Origin of the sequence: Prochlorococcus marinus str. MIT 0918, assembly GCF_027359415.1 — a bacterium.
Taxonomy (GTDB): Bacteria; Cyanobacteriota; Cyanobacteriia; order PCC-6307; family Cyanobiaceae; genus Prochlorococcus_E; species Prochlorococcus_E marinus_C.
In genome coordinates this window covers 174815-201554 of record NZ_CP114780.1, presented here as the reverse complement: position 1 = coordinate 201554, position 26740 = coordinate 174815, and the positions used below count along the sequence as shown (strand labels likewise).

At 34.3% G+C, this 26740-nt stretch carries 21 protein-coding genes; 12 read left to right on the top strand and 9 right to left on the bottom strand.

Going from position 1 to position 26740, the window contains the following annotated elements; translation table 11 throughout:
* Nucleotides 1-29: 29 nt before the first annotated feature.
* Entirely contained in the window at nt 30-578 is a 549-nt protein-coding gene (locus tag O5636_RS01190) for a hypothetical protein (RefSeq protein WP_269622803.1), read from the bottom strand.
* Between the two features lie 32 nt (nt 579-610).
* Nucleotides 611-1297: a lysophospholipid acyltransferase family protein gene (locus O5636_RS01185; RefSeq protein ID WP_269622802.1), complete on the bottom strand. Its 687-nt coding sequence runs from the start codon at nt 1295-1297 to the stop codon at nt 611-613.
* 150 nt (nt 1298-1447) lie between these two features.
* Here O5636_RS01185 and O5636_RS01180 point away from each other — a divergent pair, with 150 nt between their 5' ends.
* The 8 genes from O5636_RS01180 (at nt 1448) to O5636_RS01145 (ending at nt 15609) form a co-directional block, all read left to right on the top strand.
* Nucleotides 1448-2188 carry a pyridoxine 5'-phosphate synthase gene (locus O5636_RS01180; RefSeq protein ID WP_269622801.1) on the top strand — a complete coding sequence of 247 codons (741 nt, stop codon included), beginning with the start codon at nt 1448-1450 and terminating at the stop codon, nt 2186-2188.
* A 24-nt stretch (nt 2189-2212) separates the two neighbouring features.
* Nucleotides 2213-5512, top strand: coding sequence for an exodeoxyribonuclease V subunit gamma (locus tag O5636_RS01175; protein WP_269622800.1), 3300 nt, complete (start codon nt 2213-2215; stop codon nt 5510-5512).
* A 1-nt stretch (nt 5513) separates the two neighbouring features.
* Nucleotides 5514-6050 (top strand): methyltransferase family protein, encoded by a 537-nt coding sequence (locus O5636_RS01170; RefSeq protein WP_269622799.1) that lies wholly within the window; start codon nt 5514-5516, stop codon nt 6048-6050.
* Nucleotides 6051-6053: 3 nt separating this feature from the next.
* Entirely contained in the window at nt 6054-9848 is a 3795-nt protein-coding gene (locus O5636_RS01165; RefSeq protein WP_269622798.1) for a UvrD-helicase domain-containing protein, read from the top strand.
* Entirely contained in the window at nt 9845-11530 is a 1686-nt protein-coding gene (gene recD, locus O5636_RS01160; protein ID WP_269622797.1) for an exodeoxyribonuclease V subunit alpha, read from the top strand. The genes O5636_RS01165 and recD overlap by 4 nt, the downstream gene beginning before the upstream one ends.
* 153 nt (nt 11531-11683) lie before the next feature.
* Complete coding sequence (locus O5636_RS01155; RefSeq protein WP_269622796.1) at nt 11684-13501, top strand: DEAD/DEAH box helicase; 1818 nt, start codon at nt 11684-11686, stop codon at nt 13499-13501.
* A gap of 13 nt (nt 13502-13514) precedes the next feature.
* Nucleotides 13515-13799 carry a hypothetical protein gene (locus tag O5636_RS01150; RefSeq protein ID WP_269622795.1) on the top strand — a complete coding sequence of 95 codons (285 nt, stop codon included), beginning with the start codon at nt 13515-13517 and terminating at the stop codon, nt 13797-13799.
* Nucleotides 13800-13824: 25 nt separating this feature from the next.
* Nucleotides 13825-15609 carry an ABC transporter ATP-binding protein gene (locus O5636_RS01145; RefSeq protein WP_269622794.1) on the top strand — a complete coding sequence of 595 codons (1785 nt, stop codon included), beginning with the start codon at nt 13825-13827 and terminating at the stop codon, nt 15607-15609.
* Between the two features lie 46 nt (nt 15610-15655).
* On the opposite strand, the gene psbP is transcribed toward O5636_RS01145, so the two are convergent.
* Complete coding sequence (gene psbP / locus O5636_RS01140) at nt 15656-16213, bottom strand: photosystem II reaction center PsbP (RefSeq protein WP_269622793.1); 558 nt, start codon at nt 16211-16213, stop codon at nt 15656-15658.
* A gap of 117 nt (nt 16214-16330) precedes the next feature.
* Here psbP and recR point away from each other — a divergent pair, with 117 nt between their 5' ends.
* Together recR and lipA are read left to right on the top strand one after the other, a co-directional pair.
* Nucleotides 16331-16930 (top strand): recombination mediator RecR, encoded by a 600-nt coding sequence (gene recR, locus O5636_RS01135; protein WP_269623602.1) that lies wholly within the window; start codon nt 16331-16333, stop codon nt 16928-16930.
* A 19-nt stretch (nt 16931-16949) separates the two neighbouring features.
* The gene (gene lipA, locus O5636_RS01130; protein ID WP_269622792.1) at nt 16950-17873 is read left to right on the top strand and encodes a lipoyl synthase; all 924 of its coding nucleotides are present in this window, start codon (nt 16950-16952) and stop codon (nt 17871-17873) included.
* A 7-nt stretch (nt 17874-17880) separates the two neighbouring features.
* Here lipA and O5636_RS01125 read toward each other — a convergent pair whose 3' ends face one another.
* Genes O5636_RS01125 through lysA form a run of 6 tightly spaced genes read right to left on the bottom strand, consistent with a single transcriptional unit; the run spans nt 17881 to nt 23450 of the window.
* On the bottom strand, nt 17881-18387 hold the full coding sequence (locus tag O5636_RS01125; protein ID WP_269622791.1) for a hypothetical protein: 507 nt from the start codon (nt 18385-18387) through the stop codon (nt 17881-17883).
* On the bottom strand, nt 18384-19349 hold the full coding sequence (locus O5636_RS01120) for a rhodanese-related sulfurtransferase (RefSeq protein ID WP_269622790.1): 966 nt from the start codon (nt 19347-19349) through the stop codon (nt 18384-18386). The genes O5636_RS01125 and O5636_RS01120 overlap by 4 nt, the downstream gene beginning before the upstream one ends.
* Nucleotides 19339-20340: a biotin synthase BioB gene (gene bioB, locus O5636_RS01115; protein WP_269622789.1), complete on the bottom strand. Its 1002-nt coding sequence runs from the start codon at nt 20338-20340 to the stop codon at nt 19339-19341. Before bioB ends, O5636_RS01120 begins: the two co-directional genes overlap by 11 nt.
* Before the next feature lie 17 nt (nt 20341-20357).
* A complete protein-coding gene (locus O5636_RS01110; protein WP_269622788.1) occupies nt 20358-21152 on the bottom strand; it encodes an isoprenyl transferase in 795 nt (264 codons plus the stop codon).
* A gap of 12 nt (nt 21153-21164) precedes the next feature.
* Complete coding sequence (gene cdaA / locus O5636_RS01105; RefSeq protein WP_269622787.1) at nt 21165-22055, bottom strand: diadenylate cyclase CdaA; 891 nt, start codon at nt 22053-22055, stop codon at nt 21165-21167.
* 24 nt (nt 22056-22079) lie between these two features.
* Entirely contained in the window at nt 22080-23450 is a 1371-nt protein-coding gene (gene lysA / locus O5636_RS01100) for a diaminopimelate decarboxylase (protein WP_269622786.1), read from the bottom strand.
* Nucleotides 23451-23541: 91 nt separating this feature from the next.
* On the opposite strand from lysA, the gene O5636_RS01095 reads away from it, so the two are divergent.
* Both O5636_RS01095 and O5636_RS01090 read left to right on the top strand, forming a co-directional pair.
* A complete protein-coding gene (locus tag O5636_RS01095) occupies nt 23542-23979 on the top strand; it encodes a GNAT family N-acetyltransferase (protein WP_269622785.1) in 438 nt (145 codons plus the stop codon).
* A gap of 182 nt (nt 23980-24161) precedes the next feature.
* Nucleotides 24162-26735, top strand: a complete 2574-nt coding sequence (locus tag O5636_RS01090; RefSeq protein ID WP_269622784.1) for an ATP-dependent Clp protease ATP-binding subunit — start codon at nt 24162-24164, stop codon at nt 26733-26735.
* Nucleotides 26736-26740: the final 5 nt, after the last annotated feature.

Sequence of the window (26740 nt, the reverse complement as noted above, 5' to 3'; positions counted from 1 at the left end):
TAGATCGCATTTATTCTAATTCATTAAAATCATGGTCTTTTTTGTGCACCTCTATAAGGGGTATTAACAAAACCTAAATCTACAAGGGCCTGATAAGCCTGTTGACCTTCAAGTGAAGATGCGCTAGAAACTCTTACTACATCAACCAAAAGAGGTACTGCCATAGCAGGTTTGTTATCTTTCCTGAAAAGGGCGGCTAAACTAACTCTTGCCTTGGAAAGTAACTTAGTAACTTCACGGCTATTATTATTCATCTCTCTTGGTATGCGAGCATCAAGACCACGAAAAGAATTTCTTAAATCAGCATAAAAGTTAAGTAACAAATTTGACATTGTTATAGCATCATCAAATTTTTTCTTAGCTTTTACCAAATCATTTCTCAAAAAAAGCTCATCTCCTTCCTTAATAATCTTTTCAAGAGCTGTTATCCCGAGCCCAATATCTTCTTTAGATAAAACCCTATAATTTTCAGCAGACCCCTTAGAGTTAAAAGGATTAGCTAATGCTATAGAAGAAAAATCTGAAAAAAACAATCCACTGTAAAGTGCAAGAACAGTAAAAGGAATGCGCCAGACCATTGAACAAAGAAAAATATACTTTGACTTTATATCTATCTGGAAATTCGGCCAACCGCATTAAGGGCAGCTTCCTCAGCTGCATGCATCTTCTGAGTAAGTTTAAGATTAAATTCTTCTACAGAATCTCTACTTATTTTAGAAATTCGTAATGGCTCTCCAATGCAAATAGCAGCTTTGCCAAACGGTTTGGGATAAATTTCACTATAACCTAATCCAATAGGTAATACATTGACATTCACTCCCCTTTTAGAAGCAAGCTGAGAAAGACGAACCAAACCATTTTGAAGTTTAATTGGTTTACTTTTACGATTGATCATTCCTTCTGGAAAGACCACTAATTGCTCACCTTCAATTAAAAGGTCAATGCAATATCTGAGAGAAACTAAAGATGGTCTCTTTTGATCAATAGGAAAACAACCTAAACGATTCAAAAACCAACCTTGTATTCCTTGCATTTCTGATAGGGTCACCATAAACCTACAATCTCTATTACTAACCCTTCTCCCTGCAGCCATAGTCAACATTAAGGCATCCCACCTTGATCTATGAGTAGGTGCAAGTACAACTGGTCCATTTAAGAGCAAGTTTTCTCTGCCAAGTACAATTTTTTTCTTAAAGTAGTGCCTTAAAACAAAATCTTGAGTAACAACCATTGCCAGCTTGGCCCATACAGGATTTATCCCTTTACACAAATTTCTTTCTCGGGGAACTAAAGCCAAAGCCTAAAACTACTAAAACCTTTAAATAGAACTTAACGATGAAAAGAATGATTTAAGGGAATACATTGTGCAGTTAAGTCAGCGGCTAAACGTCTATAAAGAAATAAATACAAATTTGCCAATAAAATTAGTTTGTATTGACAATTTAAAATGGCAAGTCTTGGAGTAAACATCGATCACATCGCAAATGTCCGTCAAGCTCGCCTTACAAATGAACCAGACCCTGTTCAGATGGCATTCCTTGCAGAGCTTGGAGGAGCAGATGGCATAACAGTTCATCTAAGAGAAGATAGGCGTCATATACAAGAAAGAGATTTAGAGCTATTACGTAAAACAATTAAATCAAGGTTAAATCTGGAAATGGCTGCCACTAAAGAAATGCTTGATATTGCATTAAAGATAAAACCCGACATGGTTACATTGGTTCCAGAAAAGCGCGAAGAAATAACCACAGAGGGAGGTTTAGAAGTCAATGGGAATCAATTAAAAATAAACAAAATTGTAGATAAACTGAAATCATCAAAAATTTCAGTAAGTTTATTTATAGATCCAATTCCTAAACAAATCAAAGCATCATCAGATTCAGGAGCTGAAACAATAGAAATCCATACAGGTTCGTATGCACTGGCATCCCGAAAAAATCAAAAGGTTGAGTTAGCCAAAGTTGAAGAAAGTGTTAATAGAGCTAGATGCCTTGGTTTACATGTCAATGCAGGCCATGGACTTACATACCAAAATGTTGAGCCAATAGCAGCTATTAAAGAAATGGAAGAACTAAATATTGGTCATAGTATTATTTCCAGGGCCTTAGCTATAGGTCTTAAAGAAGCTGTGAAAGAAATGAAAAACCTTATATTATATCCTCGTAAAGATAGATTATTTAGCTCTTAAATTCGATGTTTTAATTTAGGAATCTTGTTAACAATATACCGAAGCAATAGGGCAGAGTGGTTAGCGCAAGTGCTTGCAGAGCAATTGCGAGTAAATCCTCCTCATCCATTTGAGAAAATAGAGGTAATGGTAAATACATGGCCAACAAGTAGATGGCTTGGTGAACAGATAGCTATTAACAATGGTATAAGTGCACTAATTGATTTCCCTTTTCCCAATTCTCATTTAAAAAAATTTATTCAAATACCCCTAGGCATAGAAATTACAAACGATGATAACTGGAAATCAAATAAATTAGTTTGGACAATAATTAAATTGCTTCCAGAGTTTTTAGAATACAAAGAAGCAAGGCATCTCAAAGATTGGTTAAAAAAAGAAACTTCATCTAATAATAAAATAAATAAAAAGCAATGGGAACTGGCTAAAATTATTACAAATACATTTGAAGAGTATTTTTTATATCGACCTGAGTTTATTTGTAAATGGTGGGAGTTAAATCCAGTAACAAATAATTCAATCAAAGATCTTCCTAATGAAGTTCAATGGCAACCTATTTTATTAAATTTACTAAAAAAGAATATCAACAGTGAACCAGTAACACTACAAATCAAAAATGTTATAAACATGCTAAAACAAAATAAAAATTCACTAAATAGATTTGACCTTCCTAAACAACTAAGAATCTTCGGCATTAGCAGCCTTGCTCCTATTCAAATAGAGCTTATCCAAGCATTATCATCTGTTGTAGACGTAAAAATATACCTTCTTACACCATGCCAAGATTTATGGAAGCGATGTAAAGATAGAAGAAAAGCATTGGGTTATGCTTGGAAAGCACCAATTGAAGGATCATGGTTGCTAAAAGCTCCACGTTTGGAAGCAAACCTAGGTCGGATGGGAGCAGAGTTTCAACAATTACTAGAAGGAAGTGGCGAATATCAATTAGGTGAGTTCAAAGAAGAAGATCTTTTTGCAAGGCCCGTAAAAATAGCCCAAAACAACGGAGAAGAGCCAACTTTATTAGAACAGTTACAAGAAAGTCTTATCGAAAATAATCCAAATTGGAAACTTCATAGAAACATAACGGACAATTCATTAATGTTTATGCCATGTCCAGGGCAAAGACGGCAAATACAACTTATTCGCGATCAAATTATTCAGTGGCTTGCTGAGGATGAAAGTCTACAGCCTAGAGATATATTAATAATGACTCCTCAGATTGAAAAATTAGCTCCATTAGTAGGATCTATATTTAATGATGTTGTTGCAACTAAAGTTAATCTTCCATGGAAAATTACAGACCGTACTCAACTTGAAAAGCCAGGTCTGATTGAATTTATATTGGAGCTATTTAATATTGCTTCTGGTCGACTAACATCCATAAATCTTGATCAACTTTTATCAAATCAGGTAATTCAAAGTCAATTTAATTTTAGCCAGGAAGATTTGGATAAGATGATTGATTGTCTACAGCAAACAGGTTTCATTTCGGGAGTTGATGAAAATGAACGGAATGGAGATAAAACACATAGTCTTAGTTGGTGCCTAGAAAGATGGTTGATTGGTTTAGTTCTTCCTAGTCGTCCAGGCATCGCTCCAAATAATATCGCACCATTTTCTCCAATCTTTTCTATAGACGAAATCTCCAAATGGTGGGGAATATTATCTCAAATATGTAAATATCTACAGGAAATGAGATGTCCTCGTAATTGTACAGAGTGGGTTAAACTACTAAAATTAATTGTATTAGATTGTTTTTCAGGTGAAGGTGATTGGATATGGGAACGAGAGTTATTTCATTCACTGTTAAATGATTGGCAAAAAGATGTAGGTGAATGCGAATTAGAAATAGAGACCTCTATTGTTAAAAATATTATTCAAGAATCTCTATCACTTGAAAGTGGTAGGTTTGGTCATAGAAGCGGCAAAATAACAATTAGTGCTCTTGAACCTATGAGAGCAATACCTCATAAAGCGATTATAATTATGGGTGTCGATGAATCTATATTCCCTCAAAATAAATATCGTCCTGGCTTTAATTTGTTAGAACATAAACGTCTACTAGGTGATCCTAAACCTAATGAACAAGATCGTTATGCTTTACTAGAAGCACTTATGTCATGTCGACAAAAACTTTTAATTACCTGGAACTCCAGAGATGAAAAATCAGGTGAAAGACTTGCCCCTCCTGCTCCTATCCAACAATGGATTGATTATCTATCAACAGAATTAGATGAAAATAATTTAACAGGCTTAATTAATACTCCTTCACCTAATCCATTAAGCGTTAAAAATTTTCTGTCTATAAATTCCCGCCCACCAATAAGTTGTGACAACCGTTATCTAGAAGCCAAGCTAAGAGTTGATAAGCTTCCTATACCCAAGCCTATTGCTCTTGCAATACCACTAAAATGGCCAAAAAGTTTACCAATAGACAATAATTCTCTTGACAATGAAACAATATCAAAATGGTTAATAGCACCACAAGTTATATGGCTGAACCAAATACAAATAAATCCAAAAGAGAGGTTCAATACTATTAACATTTTAGAAAAATTTGAACTCAACGAACTACAAAGATATAAGCTCATAAAAAATCAATTCAATGAAGATAGCTATTCAAAACTAAACGCAACAGAAGATTGGGATATGATTCTTAAAGGTCAAGGTGTACTCCCTCCAAATACAGCCGCTGAAATAGAAAGTCAAATTCTAAATACTCGTTCCAAAAGCCTTGCATCAGTTATTAACAATCTTGGGGAAACAACAGAAAAACAACTACTTATGAAGAAGGAGCGGATCGAAATAATTTTAGCGGGGAAAACCCATCTCATTGTAGAAATAGGAAGGGTAAAAGCAAAATCAATAATGAAAACATGGTTAAAGCATCTTCAAGTTTGCACATATGACTCCATTCCTAGAGACACATTATTAATAGCAAGAGCCAACTCAAATAATAAGCAAAACCTCTATGAAATATCGGCTAAAATAAAAGCAATACCTCAAGAGAAAGCAAAAGAGATACTTAAAGCAATCGAGTCATTGGTAGAAATTGGTCTAAAAGAGTGTTGGCCTGTTCCACCAGAAAGTGGTTGGCAACTCTCTAAGGCTAGGTATTACAAAAAAACAAATGCAGATAATTACTTCTCTCGAAGCTGGAATGGGGGTTTTAAGCTTATGGGAGAAAAAGATAAACCAGAAATGGAAATTTGTTTTGGCGAAAATTGTAACGCAGAGTTTTTCCTAGAAGATCAACTATTTAATGAATGCTTAAGCACCCTTTATCACCCATTGTTAGATAACTGTTTTCTAAATAACATTTAATATGAATTTCAAAAATAATTTATTAATCAATATATTCTCAGAATGGGGATTTAGTAGAAAAGGTTTTCTAAATAATCAAAATGGTGAATGGTGGTTATTACTTCAAATATTTATTATAATATTTCACTTAATACCAGCATGGCCTTCATCCGCAGGCTCTCCTATTTCTATACAAATTACTTCATCAATTTTTTTTACGATAGGTCTTTATAGATCAATTTTATCTCTAATATCTCTTGGCGCTAGTCTATCTCCACTTCCAGAGCCAAAGAAATCAGCTAATTTAGTAACTACTGGATTATACAAATACTGCAGACATCCTTTATATCAAAGTATATTAATAATGTCAGCAAGTTATGGTTTTTATAGATTTAGTTTAATCCATTTAACACTATTTATACTTTTAAGTGCTGTATTAATTATCAAAGCAAGAATAGAAGAAAATAAACTAAAACAAATTCATAAAGAATATAAAAACTATATTTTCGATGTGCCGGCTATATTTCCAGGGATTAAATTCTATGATTGGCGAATATAAAATATGAATAAGAAAGAACTCCAATTTATCTTTGATCCGAATAATTATCCTCTTGAACCAGGCATCAGGCTTATAGAAGCAAGTGCTGGAACTGGTAAAACATTTTCATTAGCACATATTGTTTTAAGGCTATTAACAGAAAAGGAATATTCAATAAATGATATGCTCGTAATTAGTTTTACAAAAGCAACAGCCTCAGAGTTAAAAAACAAAATATGTACAAGGTTAATATCTGCTCTAAATGGACTGGAGAGCATCCACAAACAAGTAGATGGTTTTCTAACAGATCAAGTACTTTCCAAATGGCTGGAAAATAATGTGACTGATGAAAAAATAATATTTGATTGGTCAAGTCGTCTTTTAGAAGCATTAGAAAGTATAGATTATGCAGATATAACAACAATTCATAGTTTTTGTAGTAAAAGTCTTAGACAAGAAGCAATTAAAACAGGTAGTCATATTCAACCACAATTACTCTCTGAAGAAGAAAATACTAACTTAATTATTGAAATAATTCACGAATATTGGCGAGAATATATCTTAAAGCTTCCTCTTATGGATTTAAAGGGTTTGCAAGCTGCTGGTTTATCAATAGATACTCTAATAAATACACTAATTAAGATTGACAACGACCCCTCAATTAATTTTGATGTAAGTGAAGAAGCAATTGATTTCTCACTTCCACTTCATAATCAATTTAATAAATGGTTAGAACATTACTGGGATGATTTTACAAATCAATGGGAGAAAGATGGTTTCACTCTGGAAGAGGAGCTAATAAAGCAAGCAAGGATATGGAAGGGAATGGGAGTAGATAACATAAAGCCATTTTCACAAAAGCCGAGAAAAAAAAGAGCCTTAGAATTAACATCTTGGATTAACACTTTTAGTGCTTCAGGATTGGAGACTAATATGAGAGTACTTCCGAATTACTACAATATAAGGAGCAATAATTTATTAAAAGATTATTTTCACCCCATTAAAATATATGAAATAGAAAAAGCAAATCATATCAATACCTCCTCACTCTTATTACCAAAATTACAAACTTGTATTGCAAATTTGTGGGATAGACCTGCAGAAATGACTTGGATACATGCACTAAAATGGGCAAAATTAGAATTACAAAAGCGAAAAACTGAAAAAGGTTTTGTAAGTTATGGAGATCAACTTAGATCGTTGGACCCTGGAACAAACATTTCAGAGAAAGTTTCATCCAAACCTTTATTAGAAAAATTACGTCAAAAATATAAGGTTATTTTAGTAGATGAGTTTCAAGATACTGACCCTATTCAATGGAGAATTATCAATCAAGCATTTAATCATAGTGATAGTCATTATCTCTTAATGGTAGGAGATCCCAAGCAATCGATATATAAATTTCGTGGAGGTGATCTTTCAACTTACTTAAAAGCCAGAAAAGACGTCGATAGAATCGACTCACTTTTAACTAATTTCAGAGCCTCCTCAGATCTAATTCAAGGTCTTAATACTTTGATGAGTCCAGGTCTAAAATATTCATGCTTAGCAGTTCCTTCTCTATCATCTTCTTCAACAAATTCAAATCAATCATCAATAGCAAAGACAACACCTATTAAAATTATTAATGTTGATAAATCATATGCTCGAACAAACATTGAGAATACTCATTTACCAACAAAGTCTCAAGTAGAAGAATATATTCCAGATGTTGTAGTCAACTCTATATTTGAAGTCCTTCAGACATATAACAACGAAATTTGTCTTAACGATATCTGCATACTTGTACATCGTCACGAACAAGCAGAAAAAATTAGAGCTAAATTAAGTCTAGCCAACTTTGCAAGTCGATTATTAAATCAAGGCGATGTTTTTCATACACAAGCGGCTAAATATCTACAGATATTCCTGGATTGCCTAGCAATGCCTACTCAAACTAACAGTATTAGGCTTCTTACTTGTTCCCCTTTAATGCAATGGAACATACAAAAGCTTAAAGATGCAGAAAATAATGATGATATTAATCAATTAAGTTTAAAATGCATTGAATGGTCACAAGAGCTAAAGAATATTGGTCTTTTAGGATGTTTATCTGAACTATTAGGAAGCAAAAACATCGCTAGTCTTTCAAAAAGAGGTAGGTTATTTAGTGACCTTCAACAATGTGCAGAATTAGTACAAGAAGCTATTCACACACAAAAGCTAGAGGCTAAAAGTGCATCAAGATGGTTAAGGCAACAAAGATCTCAACCAATATCTCCAACTCCTGAAAGCCGTAAGTCCAACAGTGATCTTGAAGAAAATGCAATAAATATAATAACAATACACAGAAGCAAAGGCCTTGAATATAAAATCGTTTTATGTCCTTATCTTTGGCAATCTCCTCCTATACCTAAAGGTCCGTTATGGAGGCTAAAGAAAAATAATTCATGGTTTTTTTCTCTCACTCCAGGATGGGGAGAAGGAAAACATATTTTAGAAAATGCAATAAATGAATCAATAGAAGAGTCAGAAAGGCTCGCATATGTTGCTATGACTCGTGCTAAAGAGGAGCTAATTGTAATTTGGAGTATGGCGAAAGGACAAGAGAAAAACCCTCTTACATACCTACTCTTTGGCTTAACTTCAGACAACTACAACATAAAAGAACTAAATAACGAAACGATGCAGAAATGGGTTAGTAACAAAAACAAATTTTTAATAATTAACAATCTAAATCAGGCAATTAAACCACAAATATGGAAACCGTTTAAAGAAACTAATATACGACTAGAGACTGGTCCAACTCCCAAGCGATCACTAGACAAAAGCTGGGGCAGATATAGTTACTCATCATGGGTTTCAACAAAGAAAAATGGACAGAATTATTATCCAAACCTACAAATCATCGAAACAGGAAAAGACATTGAGCAGGAACAGCCAATCACTACAAAGATTTTCACCGACAAATTAGAATCTAATAGTTTGAATAACCACTACCAGAAAAGCCCACTACAAGATTTTCCACGTGGTCCTATTGCTGGTGATTGTCTACATAAAATCTTGGAAAGATTAGATTTTACAGCCCTTGCAACAGATCATAAAAACACACTTTTAATTGAAGAAGAGTTAAATAAAAGTGGAATAGATATGCAAATGCTTTCTAATGTTCAAATTGCTCTAAACAGAATTATTAATATTCCTCTAGGAGGAGAATTAGGGAAACTTAAATTAAATGAACTCAATGATAATCAACGTATTCATGAACTTAGGTTTGATCTGTCAATGTCAATAGATGGCAATCCAGTTCAGTCAAAGGATATATCTCATGCATTTAATATAGATCCTAGTGCACGTTTTGGTGAATCATATGCTAAGTCACTTGGTGATTTAAACATTTTCAGTAAAGGATTTTTAACTGGTTCTATAGATCTTATTTTTATAGATTCTAAAAATATTAATGAAGCTAAATGGTGGGTTGTTGATTGGAAGAGTAATTGGATAGGAGAGAGTTCAAACGACAACTCTGGAAACAATTGCAATCCCAGCAACTACTTAGGAAAATCAATGGAAGAACAAATGCATCTCCATCACTACCCTCTTCAAGCGCATCTGTACCTTGTGGCTCTACATAGGTATCTACTTTGGAGATTAGATAATTACAATCCTAAAAAGCATTTAGGGGGATATATATATTTTTTTCTTAGAGGAGTCCCAGACCCTAATGAAATTGACAATAAAACATTAGAAACTATAACCCCTGGGGTACTCGTTGAAAAGGCTCCAATTAATCGTGTCATAAAATTAGATGATTTACTTACTTCAGGTAATAAGAAATGAATAACAACGAAAAACTCCAACATAACTTAAAGTCGGAATTATTTAAAACACTGATAAAGAATTTTCCAACGACTAATAGTTATAGTCATCTTAAAGACATTATCTCATTATTAATGGAAGCATTATCAAAGGGTAATATTTATATAAGAGTTGACAAACAATATCCTCTTACAAAATTTTTGGGCAATGGATGGCCTACAGAGCATATTAAAGAACTAACTGCTAGCGGTTGGCTAAAAGGGAATGACTCTCCAGTAATTTTAACTGAAAATCGCCTATATTTTAGACGTTGGCATGAAGAAATGAATGATATATTAGATACTTTAATTTATAAATCACAACAAAAGCCAGATGAATTTTACTCGGGTTCAGAAACATTAATACCTATTTCTCATCTTAATTCAGAACAACAATTTGCAGTGAATGCTATTAGCAATCACAATGTAATTCTGCTTAGTGGTGGTCCAGGAACAGGAAAAACAACAACAATAGTACAAATGATAATGAATGCAATTTCAATTAACAAAAATCTTTGTATTGGTCTTGCCGCACCAACAGGTAAAGCAGCAAGGCGTTTAGAGGAAACTATTAAAAAATCTATTGATAATGTCGATGGTATATACAAGGATATATTATTAGGTTTTCCTTGCTTAACCTTACATAGGTGGCTAAAAGCAACTGAGAGTAGTTTTCTAAGAAACAAATCAAATCTATTACCTCTTGACATCCTAATTATAGATGAGATGTCTATGGTAGACATTCCCTTAATGCAGGCTGTTTTAAACGCACTCCCTAAAATGAGTCAATTAATTCTTGTTGGTGATCCAGACCAATTACCACCTATAGGTAGTGGTGCGATCTGGCAAGAATTGCAATGCAAAGACGTACGTACTAAATTTGGTACTAGTGCTATCCATTTAGAAAAACTATATCGCAACAAAGAAGAACTAGCAGATTTAGCAAGTATTGTTCGTACAAAATCACTACGTTTTTTCTTTTCAAAGCTTTCAGATATACCTACCTCAACAAAACTCAGAATAAGTTCATCGACTATAGATAATATACCTTCTTCTATTCTTAAAATAATAACACAACATCAACAAAAATTATCCGAATTATCTAACCAAATAGACCTCAATGATTTCGATTCCATGCATTTAAATAAAATCCATTCTATAAATAAATTGATTAATTCTCTTGAAGAGTTAATAGTACTTTGTCCAAGAAGATACGGTTTATGGAGTGTAGATCATATAAACAAACTAATTTTAGGGAGTAAATTAGATGGAGGCATTAATAATTGGCCACAAAGTACACCAGTAATATGTGGGGAAAATCAACCTGAATTAAACCTTTCAAATGGAGATGTGGGAATAATACTTGGCGAAGGAGAATTTAAAAGAATATTATTTAAAGTAAACTTAAGTGATAATGAATTAGGAATACAATTAGTTCACCCAATAAGGCTTAAAAAAATCGATCCCGCCATTGCAATAACAATACATAAATCTCAAGGTAGCGAAGCTAATCATGTAATTTGCCTTTGGCCAGATGCATTCGAGAGTATGTTTCTTGATAATCAATCAAAGTACGATGAAGATTATGCTAAAAGGTTAATTTACACCGCAATTACAAGGGCAAAAAGCAAGCTTGACTTAGCAATTCCATTTCAAAATCAATAGAACATATCATAATAAAAACGAAGTATCTGACGCGTCAAATGATAGATTAAGGAGTCCCCCTTTTTAAAGGCGAGTCAACAAAGCACGGTTAATACCGAAAGGAGGTTGTCTGCCTGAAATTTTCAAGGGTTATCAGGTGTCCAATCTTTATTAATGACTAAAAAGAAATCAAACGAGGTTTTAACTTCATCTTCTCCTGATCTAGATACCAACAATGGTCAATCATTAGAAGAAGCAGATCCTAAAATAAATACTCAATTGGAAATAAATTCCAAATCTTCTGATGAGCCGATAAATCAAAAAGGTTTTGATAACTTTGGGTTTAGCGAAGGTCTTGTAAAAACACTTGCAAACAAAGGTTATGAAGAACCTACTCCTATTCAACAAGCAGCTATTCCAGAGTTAATGCTTGGAAGAGATTTACTCGGACAAGCTCAAACAGGCACCGGGAAAACAGCTGCATTTGCATTGCCACTTCTTGAGAGAATTGATGAAAAAGAGCATCATCCTCAAGTTTTAGTATTAACACCTACTCGGGAACTTGCAATGCAAGTTGCAGAGTCTTTTCGAGCATACGCAGAAGGGCATCCCAATATAAAAATTCTAGCCGTCTACGGAGGTTCTGATTTTAGATCGCAAGTCTATTCTCTAAAAAGAGGAGTTGAAATCATTGTAGGAACTCCTGGTCGAGTAATGGATCATATCCGTCAGGAAACCTTTAGACAAACCACACTTCAGTGTCTTGTTCTAGATGAAGCTGATGAAATGCTCAGAATGGGATTTATAGATGATATTGAGTGGATTTTAGAACAATTACCAAAAGAGCGTCAGATGGTTTTCTTTTCTGCCACTATGCCACCTGAGATAAGAAGATTATCAAAAAGATACTTGAAAGATCCAGCTGAAATAACTATAAAATCACGCAAAAAAGAATCTCAACTAATTAGGCAACGGTATATAACAATTCAAAATAGCTATAAATTAGAAGCATTAAAAAGGGTTCTTGAGCTTAGTCAGGGAGAAGGAGTAATAATTTTCGCTCGTACAAAAGCTATAACACTCAAGCTAGCAGAAAGTCTTGAGGCTTCAAAGCATAATGTAGCCGTATTAAATGGAGATGTTCCACAAAACCTAAGAGAAAGAACTGTTGAAAGACTACGGCAAGGAGGAATAGATATTCTTGTTGCAACAGATGTTGCTGCTCGTGGTCTAGATGTAGAACGGATAGGTCTAGTTATAAATTACGACATGCCTTTTGACTCCGAAGCATATGTTCATCGCATAGGTCGAACAGGAAGAGCAGGTAGAACTGGTAATGCCATTTTATTTATTAGCCCACGAGAAAGGTCCTTTCTCAGTAATTTAGAAAGAGCTGTTGGGCAAAATATTGAAAAAATGGAAATACCTAATAACGATACAATTAATAAATTTCGAATTCAGAGAATAAAAAATGACCTATTACAAACAGCTACAAAAGATACTCTCTCTAATGAAGATGATAATGAAATTAATCTTCTAAAAACTGTTGTTAATGAAATAGAGAGTGAGCTAAGTATAACTCCACAAAATATTGCATTGGCAGCTATACAACTTTCAAATAGAGGCTCTAGCTTATTAATTAATGATGATGAAAGCTGGATAAGTCAAGCTGAAAGACACCGCCGAAGCTCAGAGCGTCGTGATGTTCGAGGTAAATATCGTAGAAGAAACGAATCTGACCATTCAGCAACAGATAGAGATAAAGAAAGGTTCAGAGTAGAAGTTGGTTATAGAGATAAGGTAAAGCCAGGTAATATAGTTGGTGCAATTGCTAATGAAGCAGGTATAAATGGACGGCTCATTGGACGAATACAGATTTTTGATAACTATAGCTTTGTAGACCTACCAAAAGGTATGCCAACCAACATTTTTAAAAGCCTTAAAAAAGTAAAAGTTATGAACAAAGAATTAAATATAAACCGTCATAAATAAAATATTGAAATCAATGAATTATAAGACTTCATACCTAATTAAGTTAACTATTGTTCTCACTAATATGTTTCTAAATATCTTTTATAGTCAAGCTTCTAGCCAAGAAATAAATAAGCTAATTAAAAGTATATGTTTATATGAATTCAACCAAGAATTATTGAACGCCAAAAAAAATATTCCTAAAGGGTCAGCAGAATTTACTTGTGATTGCTTTATTAATAGAATAAATAACGGTAAGAAATTAGATAAAGCGAAAGTAATATGTAAAGACGAAGCTACAAGAAAATATAACCTTTAAGAAAAATCATAAATCTTCAAATAATATGATCTTAAAAACCAACTTGATAAGTGAATCACTACTTAGACTTTTAAAAAGCCAGTCTGAGCAAAAATCAACTATCTATTTAGCAATAGCTTGTTCAATATTTAATAAACTTTTTGATCTAGCACCACCTGTACTAATAGGTATATCAATTGATGTAGTAGTAAGAGAAGAATCATCATGGCTTGCAAGTATTGGGGTTAAAGGAGTTCCATCTCAATTATTTACACTTGCTATTGCTTCTTTTATTATTTGGACAGCTGAATCATTTTTTGAATATCTATATGGCATATTATGGAGAAATTTGGCACAAACAACGCAACACAATTTGAGAATCAAAGCTTATAATCATTTGCAAGATCTTGAAATGTCTTTTTTTGAAAGTGATAGCTCTGGGCGTTTATTAGCTATTTTAAATGATGATATTAATCAACTAGAAAGATTTTTTGATCAAGGAGCAAATCAATTACTTCAACTATTTGTCACTGTTATATTAGTTGGAAGTGCAATGGCATTCTTAGCACCAGGTGTTGCCTTACTTGCATTTTTACCTATTCCAATAATTCTATGGGGATCAATAATATTTCAAAAAAGACTCGCTCCTAAATATAAAGATGTAAGAGAAAAAGCGGGTGATTTAGCTGCCCGCTTAAGCAATAACCTCGGAGGAATGTTAACAATTAAAAGTTTTGCCACTGAATCATGGGAACTTCAAAGGCTCAGTATAGATAGCCATGCATATCAAAAAAGCAATAAACAAGCAATTAGATTATCTGCTGCATTTATACCTTTAATTAGATTTGCAATTTTGTTTGCTTTTCTTGCAATATTATTAGTTGGTGGGTTTCAAGCCTGGAGAGGAAGTTTAGAAGTTGGAATTTATAGTTTTCTTGTATTCATCACACAAAGATTACTATGGCCATTAACAACACTTGGGCACGTTCTTGACGAATATCAAAGATCTATGGCCTCAGCAAATAGAGTTCTAAATCTTATAGATAAGCCAATAAGAATTTCTGGAGGATCAATGAGAATTAGCCCAAATAATATCAAAGGAAATATAAGTTTTAAAAATGTATATTTTAAATATAACGACAGGTCTGATCTGCTTAATAATTTCAATTTAAATATAGAAGCTGGAACAACTGTAGGAATTGTAGGATCTACAGGATCTGGTAAAAGTAGTTTAGTTAAATTAATCCTAAGACTTTATGATATTGACTCAGGTGAAATAAAATTAGATAATATCGCTATAAATAAATATAATCTTTCTGACTTAAGAAGATCTATAGCTCTGGTAAGCCAAGAAATATATTTGTTTCATGGAACAATAGAAGAAAACATTGCTTATGGTAGTACTCAAGCATCTTTCAATCAAATTAAACATGCTGCAAAACTATCAGAAGCTGCAGAATTTATTGAGAATTTACCACAAGAGTATAAAACTCTTGTTGGAGAAAGAGGGCAAAAATTATCTGGTGGACAATGTCAACGAATAGCCCTGGCAAGGGCAATTCTTAAAAATGCTCCTATTTTGATACTTGATGAAGCAACTGCATCTGTTGACAATGAAACAGAAGCAGCGATTCAAAGATCACTATCCAAAATAACATCGAATAGAACCACTATAGTCATTGCTCACAGGCTTAGTACTATAAAAAATGCAGATAAAATTGTAGTTTTAGATAAAGGATCTATTATTGAAGTAGGCAATCATTTTGACTTATTAAAACTTAAAGGTATTTATTCTCAACTTTGGAAAGTTCAGGCTGGTGAGATAATATAACTGAAACTTAATTTTTCCTAGAACTACTTCATAAGTAAGAAAATATTTATATAAAGAAACTAAACGAACTTATAACACGTTTAAAGATATTCTCAACTTTGTTCCATCTAATTTCATTGGTGCCAGCAGCAAAACTAAATAATGAACCTCTATCAACTACAACAGTTGCTAATTCATGACGATCTTTCTCTGGGAGATGAATCAAATATTCAATATCATAAAAAATATGCCCATCAACTTCTCGAGAAGAAGTATCTATTAATTCTGCTTGTCTGTCACCTCCAGAAGGTGCCAATAAGTCATTTATCATTTTTTCCCCCACCTCTTCTGGACTTCCAATGTTCTTAAGCTCAATATCATTAGAAAGATCAGATACAACAAGACTTAAAGTCTCATCACTATTTATTAGATCGTGAAAGACTACTTCAGGCCCATCTTGAATGTTTATGCGTGTCCAGCCTGTAGGATAAAAGAAACCATAACGTCCATCATTGCTTTGAAAGGCTTCCAAGCCTGCTGTAACCCCTGAGCTGCAGGCCCCAATGAATAAAGCAATCACAAGCAATACAACAAACCTCAGTGAAGACTTCATAAGATTTCTCATAGGATTTATGTATAAAAACTATCAATAACAACAATTTACTTACTTATAGAAGAATTAGTAAATTCCACTTTAAGTTCCAAGAGAGATTAAATTCTTATTATATCTGCCTAAAGAACCCTGAGCAGCTTTACACGCCCATTAGCCCACCTTATAGATCAATTCGAACAACTGCCTGGGATTGGTCCAAGGACAGCACAAAGACTAGCGCTACATTTATTAAAACAGCCAGAAGAAAAAATCAAAACTTTTTCTTCTGCACTTCTCAATGCCAGAAACAAAGTAGGGCAATGTGAAAAATGTTTTCATCTCACAGCACAAACTGTATGTGAAATATGTCTGAATTCGAAAAGAAACTCATCTTTAATTTGTGTTATCGCTGACTCAAGAGACTTAATTGCTCTAGAAAGAACTCGTGAATACCAAGGGGTATATCACGTACTTGGAGGCCTTATTTCCCCTATGGATGGGATTGGACCAGAATTATTAAACATAACTGCATTGGTTAAAAGAGTAAGTAGCGAAAATTCATCAGAAGTAATACTAGCTCTTACACCAAGTGTTGAAGGGGACACCACAAGTCTTTATCTTGCAAGGCTATTAAAGCCTTTTGTTAAGGTAACGAGAATTGCATATGGTTTACCTGTAGGTAGCGAACTTGAATATGCTGATGAAGTAACTTTAACGCGAGCAATTGAAGGGCGCAGGGAAATTGAATAACTACAAAAATAAAACAGCTATGTCTCAAAAAACTAAACCAAATAAATTCACTGAAATTCTTCCCACTCAAAGGCTTCCAAATTGGATAAAACCTTCTATTGGAACAGCGTCTCAATTAGAAAGGATGCAAAAATTAATTAAAGAAAACCAATTAAATACCATATGTGAGGAAGCTCGTTGTCCGAATCGTGGAGAATGCTATGCCTCTGGAACAGCAACATTTCTTTTGGGAGGATCTATATGCACTAGAAGCTGTGCTTTTTGCCAAGTAGAAAAAGGAATGACTCCATTAAGACTTGATCCTAATGAAGCAAGACGAGTAGCAGATGCAGTTAATCAATTAAAGCTTAAATATGTAGTATTAACCTCTGTCGCTAGAGATGATCTCCCTGACCATGGGGCTTCTCTATTTACAAAAACAATCTTTGAAATCAGAAAGATTAATCAACATATAGACATTGAAGTGTTAACCCCTGATTTCTGGGGTGGCCATGTTAAAAACTCCGAAGGAGTTAAAGCTCAAAAAGAAAGGTTAAAAACAGTCCTTGATGCAAAGCCTATTTGCTTCAATCACAACATTGAAACAGTTGAACGTCTACAGAAATCTGTCCGCAGAGGTGCAACCTACAAAAGATCTCTTGATCTATTACAAGCCGCCAGTGAACTTGACAATAGTATTCCAACAAAGTCAGGGTTAATGGTTGGTCTGGGAGAAAACGAGCGCGAAGTTGTTCAAGTACTGCAAGATCTTCGATCAGTAAATTGTCAACAAATTACTATTGGCCAATATTTACGGCCTTCACTTACACATATACCAGTTCAAAGGTATTGGCATCCAAATGAATTTGAACATTTAGCTAAAATAGCTAATAGCTTAGGATTCAAAAAAATAAATAGTGGACCTCTAGTAAGAAGTAGTTATCATGCTTCAGAGCAAAAATAATAAAAATTTATCCATTATGAACTTGCCAAAGATGTTTACTGTATTCATAAACCTCATTGCAATCTCCAACCATAAGGCTGCCTGCTCCCCCCCAAACTAATCTATATGGCAAATCAAAAAAAGAGGCTCCAACCTCTTTAACTATTCTAAATTTTCTTCTTTGAAAATAACGAATTAAAATCTTATGCTGCTGATCATCATCATGAATAGCTAATAATCTTGCTTTTTTACAAGGTGTTTCTTCAAGGGCCCAAGCCATTGTTGCAGCCCATATTAAATGCCCAACTGCTGCCGGAGCACTATCTTTCACCAACATAGTATCAAGTTGCAATCCACTAAAATGTTGATAAGCCCAACCTTTCATCTCACCCAAAAGTTGTACCTTTTGAGGGTTTAAATACTTACCAACTACTAATCTCATAGTCCATAAGTTAAGTGGACGGCCAACTTGAATCCTCAGAATAAGACCTGATAAAGAGGCTTCTTTCTCGAGGTTTAAAAGTGCAGAAGTCATGCACTAGGCCAATTATTATTACTAGGTTGACGATTTTTAATTTCAGTAATATATTTTTGTCTTTCTCGAAAGCGATCACGATCATCATCACTAAAAAGTTCTTTACAATAGTGACATTGAATACCTGGTAAGTAATTTGTTTTTTGAATATCTTCTGGGGAGAGAGGCATCCCACATGCAAAACACAGCCGATGAACTCCTGGGCTCAATGAATGATCCAAAGCAACTCTATGGTCAAAAACGAAACATTCTCCATGCCAACGACTCTTGTCAATTGGGACTTCAGCTAAATAATTAAGAATACCACCATGGAGATGATAAATCTCTTCAAATCCTTCCTTTATCAACAGGGAAGTTGCTTTCTCGCAACGAATACCTCCTGTGCAGAACATAGCAATTTTCTGTGGATGTTTTTGGTTGAGAAGAGGTCGTAATTTTTTTTCAACCCATCTAGGAAATTCACTAAAAGACTGAGTATGAGGGTTTATTGCACCCTGAAAACTTCCTATCCCCACTTCATATTCATTTCTAGTATCAATTACAAGAGTTTGAGGGTCATCAATAAAAGCATTCCAATCTTTTGGTTCAACATACTTTCCAGAAAACTTATTAGGATTTATTCCATCCATACCCATAGTCACAATTTCATTCTTTCGGCGAGCTTTAAAGCGTCGAAATGCTTGCTTTGAAGTAAAGCTGAACTTGATATCTAAGGGAGGAGCAAGCATTAAAGAATTCAATTGCTTATGCATAGCTGTAATTCCATTATTCGAGCCACAAATCGTTCCATTTATTCCTTCTAAGGCAATAATAATAGTTCCTCGTAAATCATGTTCCTGGGCTAGACTTCTTATTTGAGACAATAATGAAGGTATTAACTCTTCATTAATAGGTGAGAAACTATAAAAGGCTGCTACCTTGTACTTATTGTCTATCTCTTCTTCTTTTATATTATGAATCATATAAATCCCAGTTAACTGATACTCCTGCCGAAGACAATAAATCTCTATCAGACTGAACGGATGGATTGCTTGTTGTCAGTAAAGAGTCTCCATAGAAAATAGAATCAGCTCCAGCAAGCAAACAAAGAATCTGTGATTCTTTACCAAGTTGCTCACGGCCAGCACTAAGTCTCACGCGACTTTTTGGCATAAGTATTCTTGCAGTAGCAACCATTCGAACCATCTCTAATGAATCTACTTCTTGAATATTTTCCAAAGGAGTTCCTTCAACAGGCACTAAAGCATTAATAGGAACACTTTCCGGATGAGGATTCATAGTAGCAAGTACTTTAAGCAAAGAAGCTCTATCTTTAATTGTTTCCCCCATACCAATAATTCCTCCACAACAAACTGTTATCCCAGCATTTCGAACTTTGTTCAATGTTTCTAAACGTTCTTGATATGTACGTGTAGAAATAATATTTTCATAATATTCGGGACTTGTATCAAGGTTGTGATTATAAGCATTCAACCCAGCCTCAGCAAGACGTAAAGCTTGTTTATCAGTAAGCATTCCGCCGGTAACACAAGCTTCTAATCCCAAAGATCTAACACCTCTAACCATTTCAAGCATTGAATCAAAAGGCTTTCCATCGCGTATTTCACGCCAAGCCCATCCCATGCAAAATCTATCGGCTCCAGCTTGTTTAGCAGCTTTAGCTCTATTCAAAACACCTTTAACATCGTAATCAATCTGGTTAGTTACATCACTACTGTTATGAATAGACTGGGAACAATAAGCACAATCCTCTTCACAGCCACCTGTCTTTACGCTTAAAAGAGATGCAAGTTGAACATTGTACTCTGGATTTACTTTTCTATGTATAACCTGAGCTTCCCAAAGCAAGTTAAATAAGGGCTTTTCCAAAAGCTCTTGTATCTCTACTAAAGTCCAATCAAAACGAAGTTTAATGTCTTGAGATATTTGATTAGTTGAATTAATTAAAGTCATAATATATAAAGCTAAGGCTATATATCATTAGGGGGCATAGGTTCCACCCCACCAAATCTTCTCGTTCTTGATTGATAATCAAGAAGCGCACTAGTTAAATCCTTAACATCAAAATCAGGCCAATATATATCTGTAACATGTATTTCTGAATATGCTAATTGCCATAACAAAAAGTTACTTAACCTTCGCTCTCCACTTGTACGAATAAGTAAATCAGGGTCTCCTGAGTTAGCTGTTAAAAGTTCAGAAGCAAAAATGTTCTCATCTATCAAATTAGGATCTAAATCTCCTTCAACAGCTTTAAGAGCTAATCTTTGTGCTGCTAAAACCAATTCACGTCTGCCGCCATAATTAGTGCATACATTAAAGCAAATCCCATTATTTTTTGCAGTAACTTCAGTAGCCTCATTAATAAGATCTTGCAAACGACTTGGAAGTTGATCCAAATCTCCAAGAAAATCAATACGAACTTTCTTTAAATTTAAAGATTGCAACTCTTTCTTAAGAACTCTCTCGAAAAGAGACATTAGAAAATTAACTTCCTCTCTTGGCCTAGACCAATTCTCGGTAGAAAAAGCATATACAGTTAAAACATTTATTCCCCAATCACTACATAAACGTAAAGTTCTTTTTAATGCATCAACTCCAGCGCTATGCCCCATAGCCCTAGGCAACCTCCTTTCATTAGCCCATCGACCATTACCATCCATAATTATGGCAATATGATTTGGCAATCGATGAGGATCTAAAACCCTTGGCAAAGGTGATATAACAACTTCATTATCAGCACCAATTGCAGAAGATCTTGTCATTTGAAAGTATCCTTATGTTTGGTCAGAAGATAAATCAGACTTTTTATTTATAGAGGGGGCATCCGAACTATAAGGCAAAGGCTTAGAAGAATTACTAGAAGCTTGTGTCGCTTTGGAAACTACTGAGACACTCGAAGCGCTCATAAACTCCTTAAGAAGATCTAAAAGCCTACTGCTTGTAATAGGTCTTTCTAATCTTCCCTGATTTGCCAATGACAGTGTACCTGTTTCTTCTGAAACCACTACACAAATACATCTATCAAATCTTTCTGTAATCCCCAGCGCTGCAAGATGTCTAGTCCCATATCGACTAATACTTTGCCTAGATAAAGGAAGAATAACCCCTGCAGAAATAATCCTATTTCCTTTAAGCAAAACAGCTCCATCATGCAAAGGGGTTTCTGCAGCAAATAAATTTAATAATAATTCTGTAGACACTTCAGCATCTATTGGTACTCCAGAATACAGAAAGTCCTCTGGTCTCAAATCACTTCCCATATCTAATACAATTAAAGCTCCTCTTCTGTTTTGAGAAAGTCTTCCTGCTGCTTCAGCTAATTGTGTAACTGTACTTGTATTAGATTGAAAACCTTTTTGAGTATTACCTAAAAGAACAGCCAATCGACCTGTTCCAAGCAATTCCATTAATCGCCTAAGTTCTCCCTGCCATAAAATTGCTAATGAAAGTGAACACGCAAGGAGAAGTGCATCAACCAATTTTGAAGTAATTGGAAGATTCGCATATCTTTGAACACACCAAGCTAATGATGCAAGAAATAAGTAACCTCTAAGAAGCCAAAGGGTTCTTGGCTCCTTAACTCTAGAAAAAAGTACAATTGCTAATGCTGAAGCAAAAACAGCATCTAGCAAAAAGCGCAGATTTATTAACCACCAAATGTTCAATCCATAGGCCCAATTTCCCCTAACTTAACTAATATTTTGAATAAAGCGATCCGGAAGAATGTCATATCGCAATAGATCTTCAGGTAATTCTCTACGTTGAATTAATTCAGACTTCCCGTTTGCAACAATTATGGCTGCTGGTTTGGGTATTCGATTGTAATTAGAACTCATTGAAAAATTATATGCACCAGTACCAAAAACACTCAAAACTTCTCCAGTTTTACAATTTGGCAAAGAAAAGTCTTTCAACAACACATCGCCTGATTCACAATGTTTACCAGCAACAGTAACTTTTCCTTCAGACTGAGCTAATGGTCTATCGACAAGACAAGCTGAATACAAAGATTCATATGTTATTGGTCGAGGGTTATCACTCATTCCACCATCAACAGATACATATGTCTTGATTCCAGGGATATTCTTTTTTGCACCTATTCTGTAAAGAGTTAATCCTGCTGTAGCAACAATAGATCTTCCAGGTTCACACATTAATAAAGGCAGCTTAAGCGACCTTTTTTCACAAGCCACACATACTTCTTTTGAGATAACTTCAATCCAGTTCGCAATCGAAGGTGGGTCATCTGAAGAAACATATTTAACTCCAAGCCCACCTCCAATATTAAGTTTTTCTAACGAGTGCCCGTAGGATTTACCTAGCTCCAATGCGTTCACCATAACTTCAACAAGATCAATATGAGGTTGCAATTCAAAAATTTGCGAACCTATATGAGCATGTAAGCCAATTAATTCGCCCCACTTTATTTCTTTAAATTGAACAAAAATATCTTCTAATTCATCAGGATCAAAACCAAATTTACTATCTATACGTCCAGTCTTAATGTATTCATGAGTATGGCATTCTATTCCTGGAGTAAACCTCAACATAAGTCTTGCTTTCTTAATATTTTGACTAGCTATATCTTTTAAAAGTTCAATATCATTCTGATTATCAATAACAATAATCGAACCATTTTGATATGCGAGATTTAACTCACATTTTGACTTATTGTTACCATGAAAAACAATATTCTGACTAGGCACACCCCCTCTTATTGCAGTAATCAATTCCCCTTCAGAAACAACATCAATACCCATTCCCTCTGATGAAATAATGCTGCTTAAAGCCAAAGAACTATTTGCCTTTGAAGCATACAATGGAAGTGATTCACCTTTATAATGTTTATCCATTGCTTCTTTATAAGCTCTACATGATTTCCTTATCGTTAATTCATCAAGTACATAAAGGGGTGTCCCATATTCCTCAGCCAAATGACTCAACCTACATCCACCAACTACTAATCTTTTCGCATCATCAAGTTCGGCTGTGAGTGGAGCAATATTTTTATTAGGACTTGCTTTATCCTGACACTCTTCAAAAGGTATTGAGGTAGACATGAATTTTTTTAATAGACTAAAGTTTTGAGCATTGTTTCTCTCATTTTGAATTCTATTAAAAAAAACATATCAAACAAAAAACTATATATATATGCAAACACAAGTACTTCAATTAAAAATAAAACATTTAGATTTATGTGTTTGTCTAGATCTTATTACCCTTCATGGCATCTGGAACAAGAATCAGTGGCGTAGTGCATTAACTGATCCTTCTAGGATTTGCCTTGGAATAATAAAACATGAAAAGTTAATTGGCATATCATGCGGTTACCTAGTTTTAGATGAGTTAGATATCACTTTTGTAGCAGTTCACCCCTTATATAGGAAACAAGGAGAAGGGAAGAGACTTATTTCTTCTTTATTGGATAGAGCAACTATTAATGGAGCTAAAACAGCATTTTTAGAAGTTAAGGAAGACAACTCTGCGGCAATATTACTTTATAAAAGTCTTGACTTTACAAAAATAAGTTGCAGAGAAAAATACTATAAAGACCATAAAAATGCATTTATATATAAGCGTGTTCTATAAAATCAAAATTAATAAAATACATACTCGAGTAATATTTGATATGTTTTTTACTTCTGGAAAAGCTTTTTCAAGGCATAAAACATTTAGATTCTAAAAAATTACGGTATATACGAAAGCTAACCTCAAACACATTCTTAGCTTAATCCTGATAAATTAGATATATATGCATAAATGCGTAGACCATGTTCGAAAGGTTTACCGAAAAAGCCATCAAAGTGATCATGTTGGCCCAAGAAGAGGCCAGAAGACTTGGTCATAATTTTGTAGGCACTGAACAAATCCTTCTTGGCCTTATTGGAGAAGGAACTGGTGTTGCTGCAAAAGTTTTAAAATCCATGGGTGTAAACCTTAAAGATTCAAGAGTAGAAGTTGAAAAAATTATTGGCCGGGGTTCAGGTTTTGTAGCTGTAGAAATTCCATTTACTCCTAGAGCAAAAAGAGTTCTTGAACTTTCTTTAGAAGAAGCAAGGCAATTAGGACACAATTATATAGGGACAGAACATCTCTTACTTGGCCTAATTCGTGAAGGAGAAGGCGTAGCCGCAAGAGTCTTAGAAAATCTTGGTGTTGACCTAACAAAAGTAAGGACTCAAGTAATTCGCATGCTTGGTGAGACAGCAGATGTATCGACAGGTGGTGGTGGTGGTGGTGGCTCCACTAAAGGTTCCTTAAAAACAGCAACCCTTGATGAATTTGGAACAAACCTAACTAAACTCGCAAGTGAATCTAAACTTGATCCAGTAGTTGGACGTCATGATGAAATAGACAGGGTCATCCAAATATTAGGAAGGAGAACTAAAAACAATCCTGTATTAATAGGTGAACCAGGCGTAGGCAAAACTGCTATTGCAGAAGGTCTAGCTCAAAGAATTCAACAAGGAGACACCCCAGATATACTTGAAGAGAAAAGAGTATTAACTCTTGATATTGGTTTATTGGTTGCAGGAACAAAATACAGAGGTGAATTTGAAGAAAGACTAAAAAAAATTATGGAAGAAATAAAATCAGCTGGAAACGTTATTCTTGTTATAGATGAAGTACATACCTTAATTGGAGCTGGTGCAGCAGAGGGAGCAATTGATGCTGCAAATATACTCAAACCTGCTTTAGCCAGAGGTGAACTCCAATGCATTGGAGCCACAACTTTAGATGAATATCGTAAACATATAGAAAGAGATGCTGCCTTAGAAAGAAGGTTTCAACCAGTAATGATTGGTGAACCCTCTATAGAAGATACTGTAGAAATACTTCGTGGACTTAGAGAACGATATGAACAACATCACAGATTAAAAATTACTGATGAAGCATTAGATGCCGCAGCGAACTTAGGTGATAGATATATTTCAGATCGATTCTTACCTGACAAAGCTATAGATTTAATAGATGAAGCAGGAAGCAGAGTTAGACTTTTAAACTCGAAGCTACCTCCAGAAGCAAAGCAAGTTGATAAGGAATTAAGAAAAGTACAAAAAGAAAAAGAAGAAGCTGTAAGAGAGCAAAATTTCACACAAGCAGGTGAGCTAAGAGAAAAGGAAGTTGATTTAAGAAATCAAATTAGATCCATTTTAGATAATGCAAAGCAACAGCCAACTACAAACAAAGCTCAAATAAATAATTTAAATGTAGATAAAGATAAAAATCAAACAATAGAAAAAGATATTGATGATAACAATCAAAACATGCCATTAGTAAATGAAGAAGATATTGCTCATATAGTTGCATCATGGACTGGTGTACCTGTACAAAAACTTACAGAAAGTGAATCAGTAAAACTGTTAAATATGGAAGATACTCTTCATCAAAGATTGATTGGTCAAGATGAAGCCGTTAAATCAGTTTCCAAAGCAATAAGAAGAGCAAGAGTTGGCCTTAAAAATCCAAATAGACCTATAGCAAGCTTTATTTTTTCAGGTCCTACTGGAGTAGGAAAAACAGAACTAACAAAAGCACTTGCAGCATATTTCTTTGGCAGTGAAGAAGCAATGATTCGTTTAGATATGTCTGAATTTATGGAAAGACATACTGTAAGTAAGTTAATAGGATCCCCCCCTGGATATGTAGGGTTCAATGAAGGTGGTCAACTTACAGAAGCTGTTAGGAGAAGGCCATACACTGTTGTTTTATTTGATGAGATTGAAAAAGCTCATCCAGATGTATTTAACCTTCTTCTACAATTATTAGAAGAAGGTAGACTGACAGATTCAAAAGGAAGAACTGTTGATTTTAAAAATACACTTATAATAATGACCTCGAATATAGGCTCTAAAGTTATTGAAAAAGGCGGTGGAGGATTGGGGTTTGAACTAGAAGGGGATAGTGCAGAAGAAAGCCAATATAATAGAATTAAATCCCTTGTAAATGAAGAGCTAAAACAATACTTTAGGCCAGAATTTCTAAATAGATTAGATGAAATAATAGTATTTAGACAACTTACTAGAAATGAAGTTAAAGATATCGCAGAAATAATGTTAAAAGAAGTATTCTCTAGAATTCAAAGCAAAGGAATTTGTTTAAATGTATCAGAATCTTTTAAAGAAAGGTTGGTAGAAGAAGGATACAACCCATCATATGGTGCTAGGCCTCTGAGAAGAGCTGTAATGAGACTTTTGGAAGATAGTCTTGCAGAAGAATTTTTATCTGGAAGAATTAAAGATGGCGATGAAGCTGAAGTCGATATTGATGAAAATAAAAAAGTCATTGTTAAGTTACTTAAAAAAGGTCAAAACAAAAATGAGCTTGCTACTGCAAGTGTTTAATTAAA

Excerpts from the sequence above, each read along its gene's own strand:
- O5636_RS01190 (WP_269622803.1), bottom strand. The coding sequence starts at position 578 with ATGGTCTGGCGCATTCCTTTTACTGTTCTTGCACTTTACAGTGGATTG.
- O5636_RS01180 (WP_269622801.1), top strand. The coding sequence starts at position 1,448 with ATGGCAAGTCTTGGAGTAAACATCGATCACATCGCAAATGTCCGTCAA.
- O5636_RS01170 (WP_269622799.1), top strand. The coding sequence starts at position 5,514 with ATGAATTTCAAAAATAATTTATTAATCAATATATTCTCAGAATGGGGA.
- O5636_RS01165 (WP_269622798.1), top strand. The coding sequence starts at position 6,054 with ATGAATAAGAAAGAACTCCAATTTATCTTTGATCCGAATAATTATCCT.
- recD (WP_269622797.1), top strand. The coding sequence starts at position 9,845 with ATGAATAACAACGAAAAACTCCAACATAACTTAAAGTCGGAATTATTT.
- O5636_RS01155 (WP_269622796.1), top strand. The coding sequence starts at position 11,684 with ATGACTAAAAAGAAATCAAACGAGGTTTTAACTTCATCTTCTCCTGAT.
- O5636_RS01150 (WP_269622795.1), top strand. The coding sequence starts at position 13,515 with ATGAATTATAAGACTTCATACCTAATTAAGTTAACTATTGTTCTCACT.
- O5636_RS01145 (WP_269622794.1), top strand. The coding sequence starts at position 13,825 with ATGATCTTAAAAACCAACTTGATAAGTGAATCACTACTTAGACTTTTA.
- psbP (WP_269622793.1), bottom strand. The coding sequence starts at position 16,213 with ATGAGAAATCTTATGAAGTCTTCACTGAGGTTTGTTGTATTGCTTGTG.
- lipA (WP_269622792.1), top strand. The coding sequence starts at position 16,950 with ATGTCTCAAAAAACTAAACCAAATAAATTCACTGAAATTCTTCCCACT.
- O5636_RS01125 (WP_269622791.1), bottom strand. The coding sequence starts at position 18,387 with ATGACTTCTGCACTTTTAAACCTCGAGAAAGAAGCCTCTTTATCAGGT.
- O5636_RS01120 (WP_269622790.1), bottom strand. The coding sequence starts at position 19,349 with ATGATTCATAATATAAAAGAAGAAGAGATAGACAATAAGTACAAGGTA.
- bioB (WP_269622789.1), bottom strand. The coding sequence starts at position 20,340 with ATGACTTTAATTAATTCAACTAATCAAATATCTCAAGACATTAAACTT.
- O5636_RS01110 (WP_269622788.1), bottom strand. The coding sequence starts at position 21,152 with ATGACAAGATCTTCTGCAATTGGTGCTGATAATGAAGTTGTTATATCA.
- lysA (WP_269622786.1), bottom strand. The coding sequence starts at position 23,450 with ATGTCTACCTCAATACCTTTTGAAGAGTGTCAGGATAAAGCAAGTCCT.
- O5636_RS01095 (WP_269622785.1), top strand. The coding sequence starts at position 23,542 with ATGCAAACACAAGTACTTCAATTAAAAATAAAACATTTAGATTTATGT.
- O5636_RS01090 (WP_269622784.1), top strand. The coding sequence starts at position 24,162 with ATGTTCGAAAGGTTTACCGAAAAAGCCATCAAAGTGATCATGTTGGCC.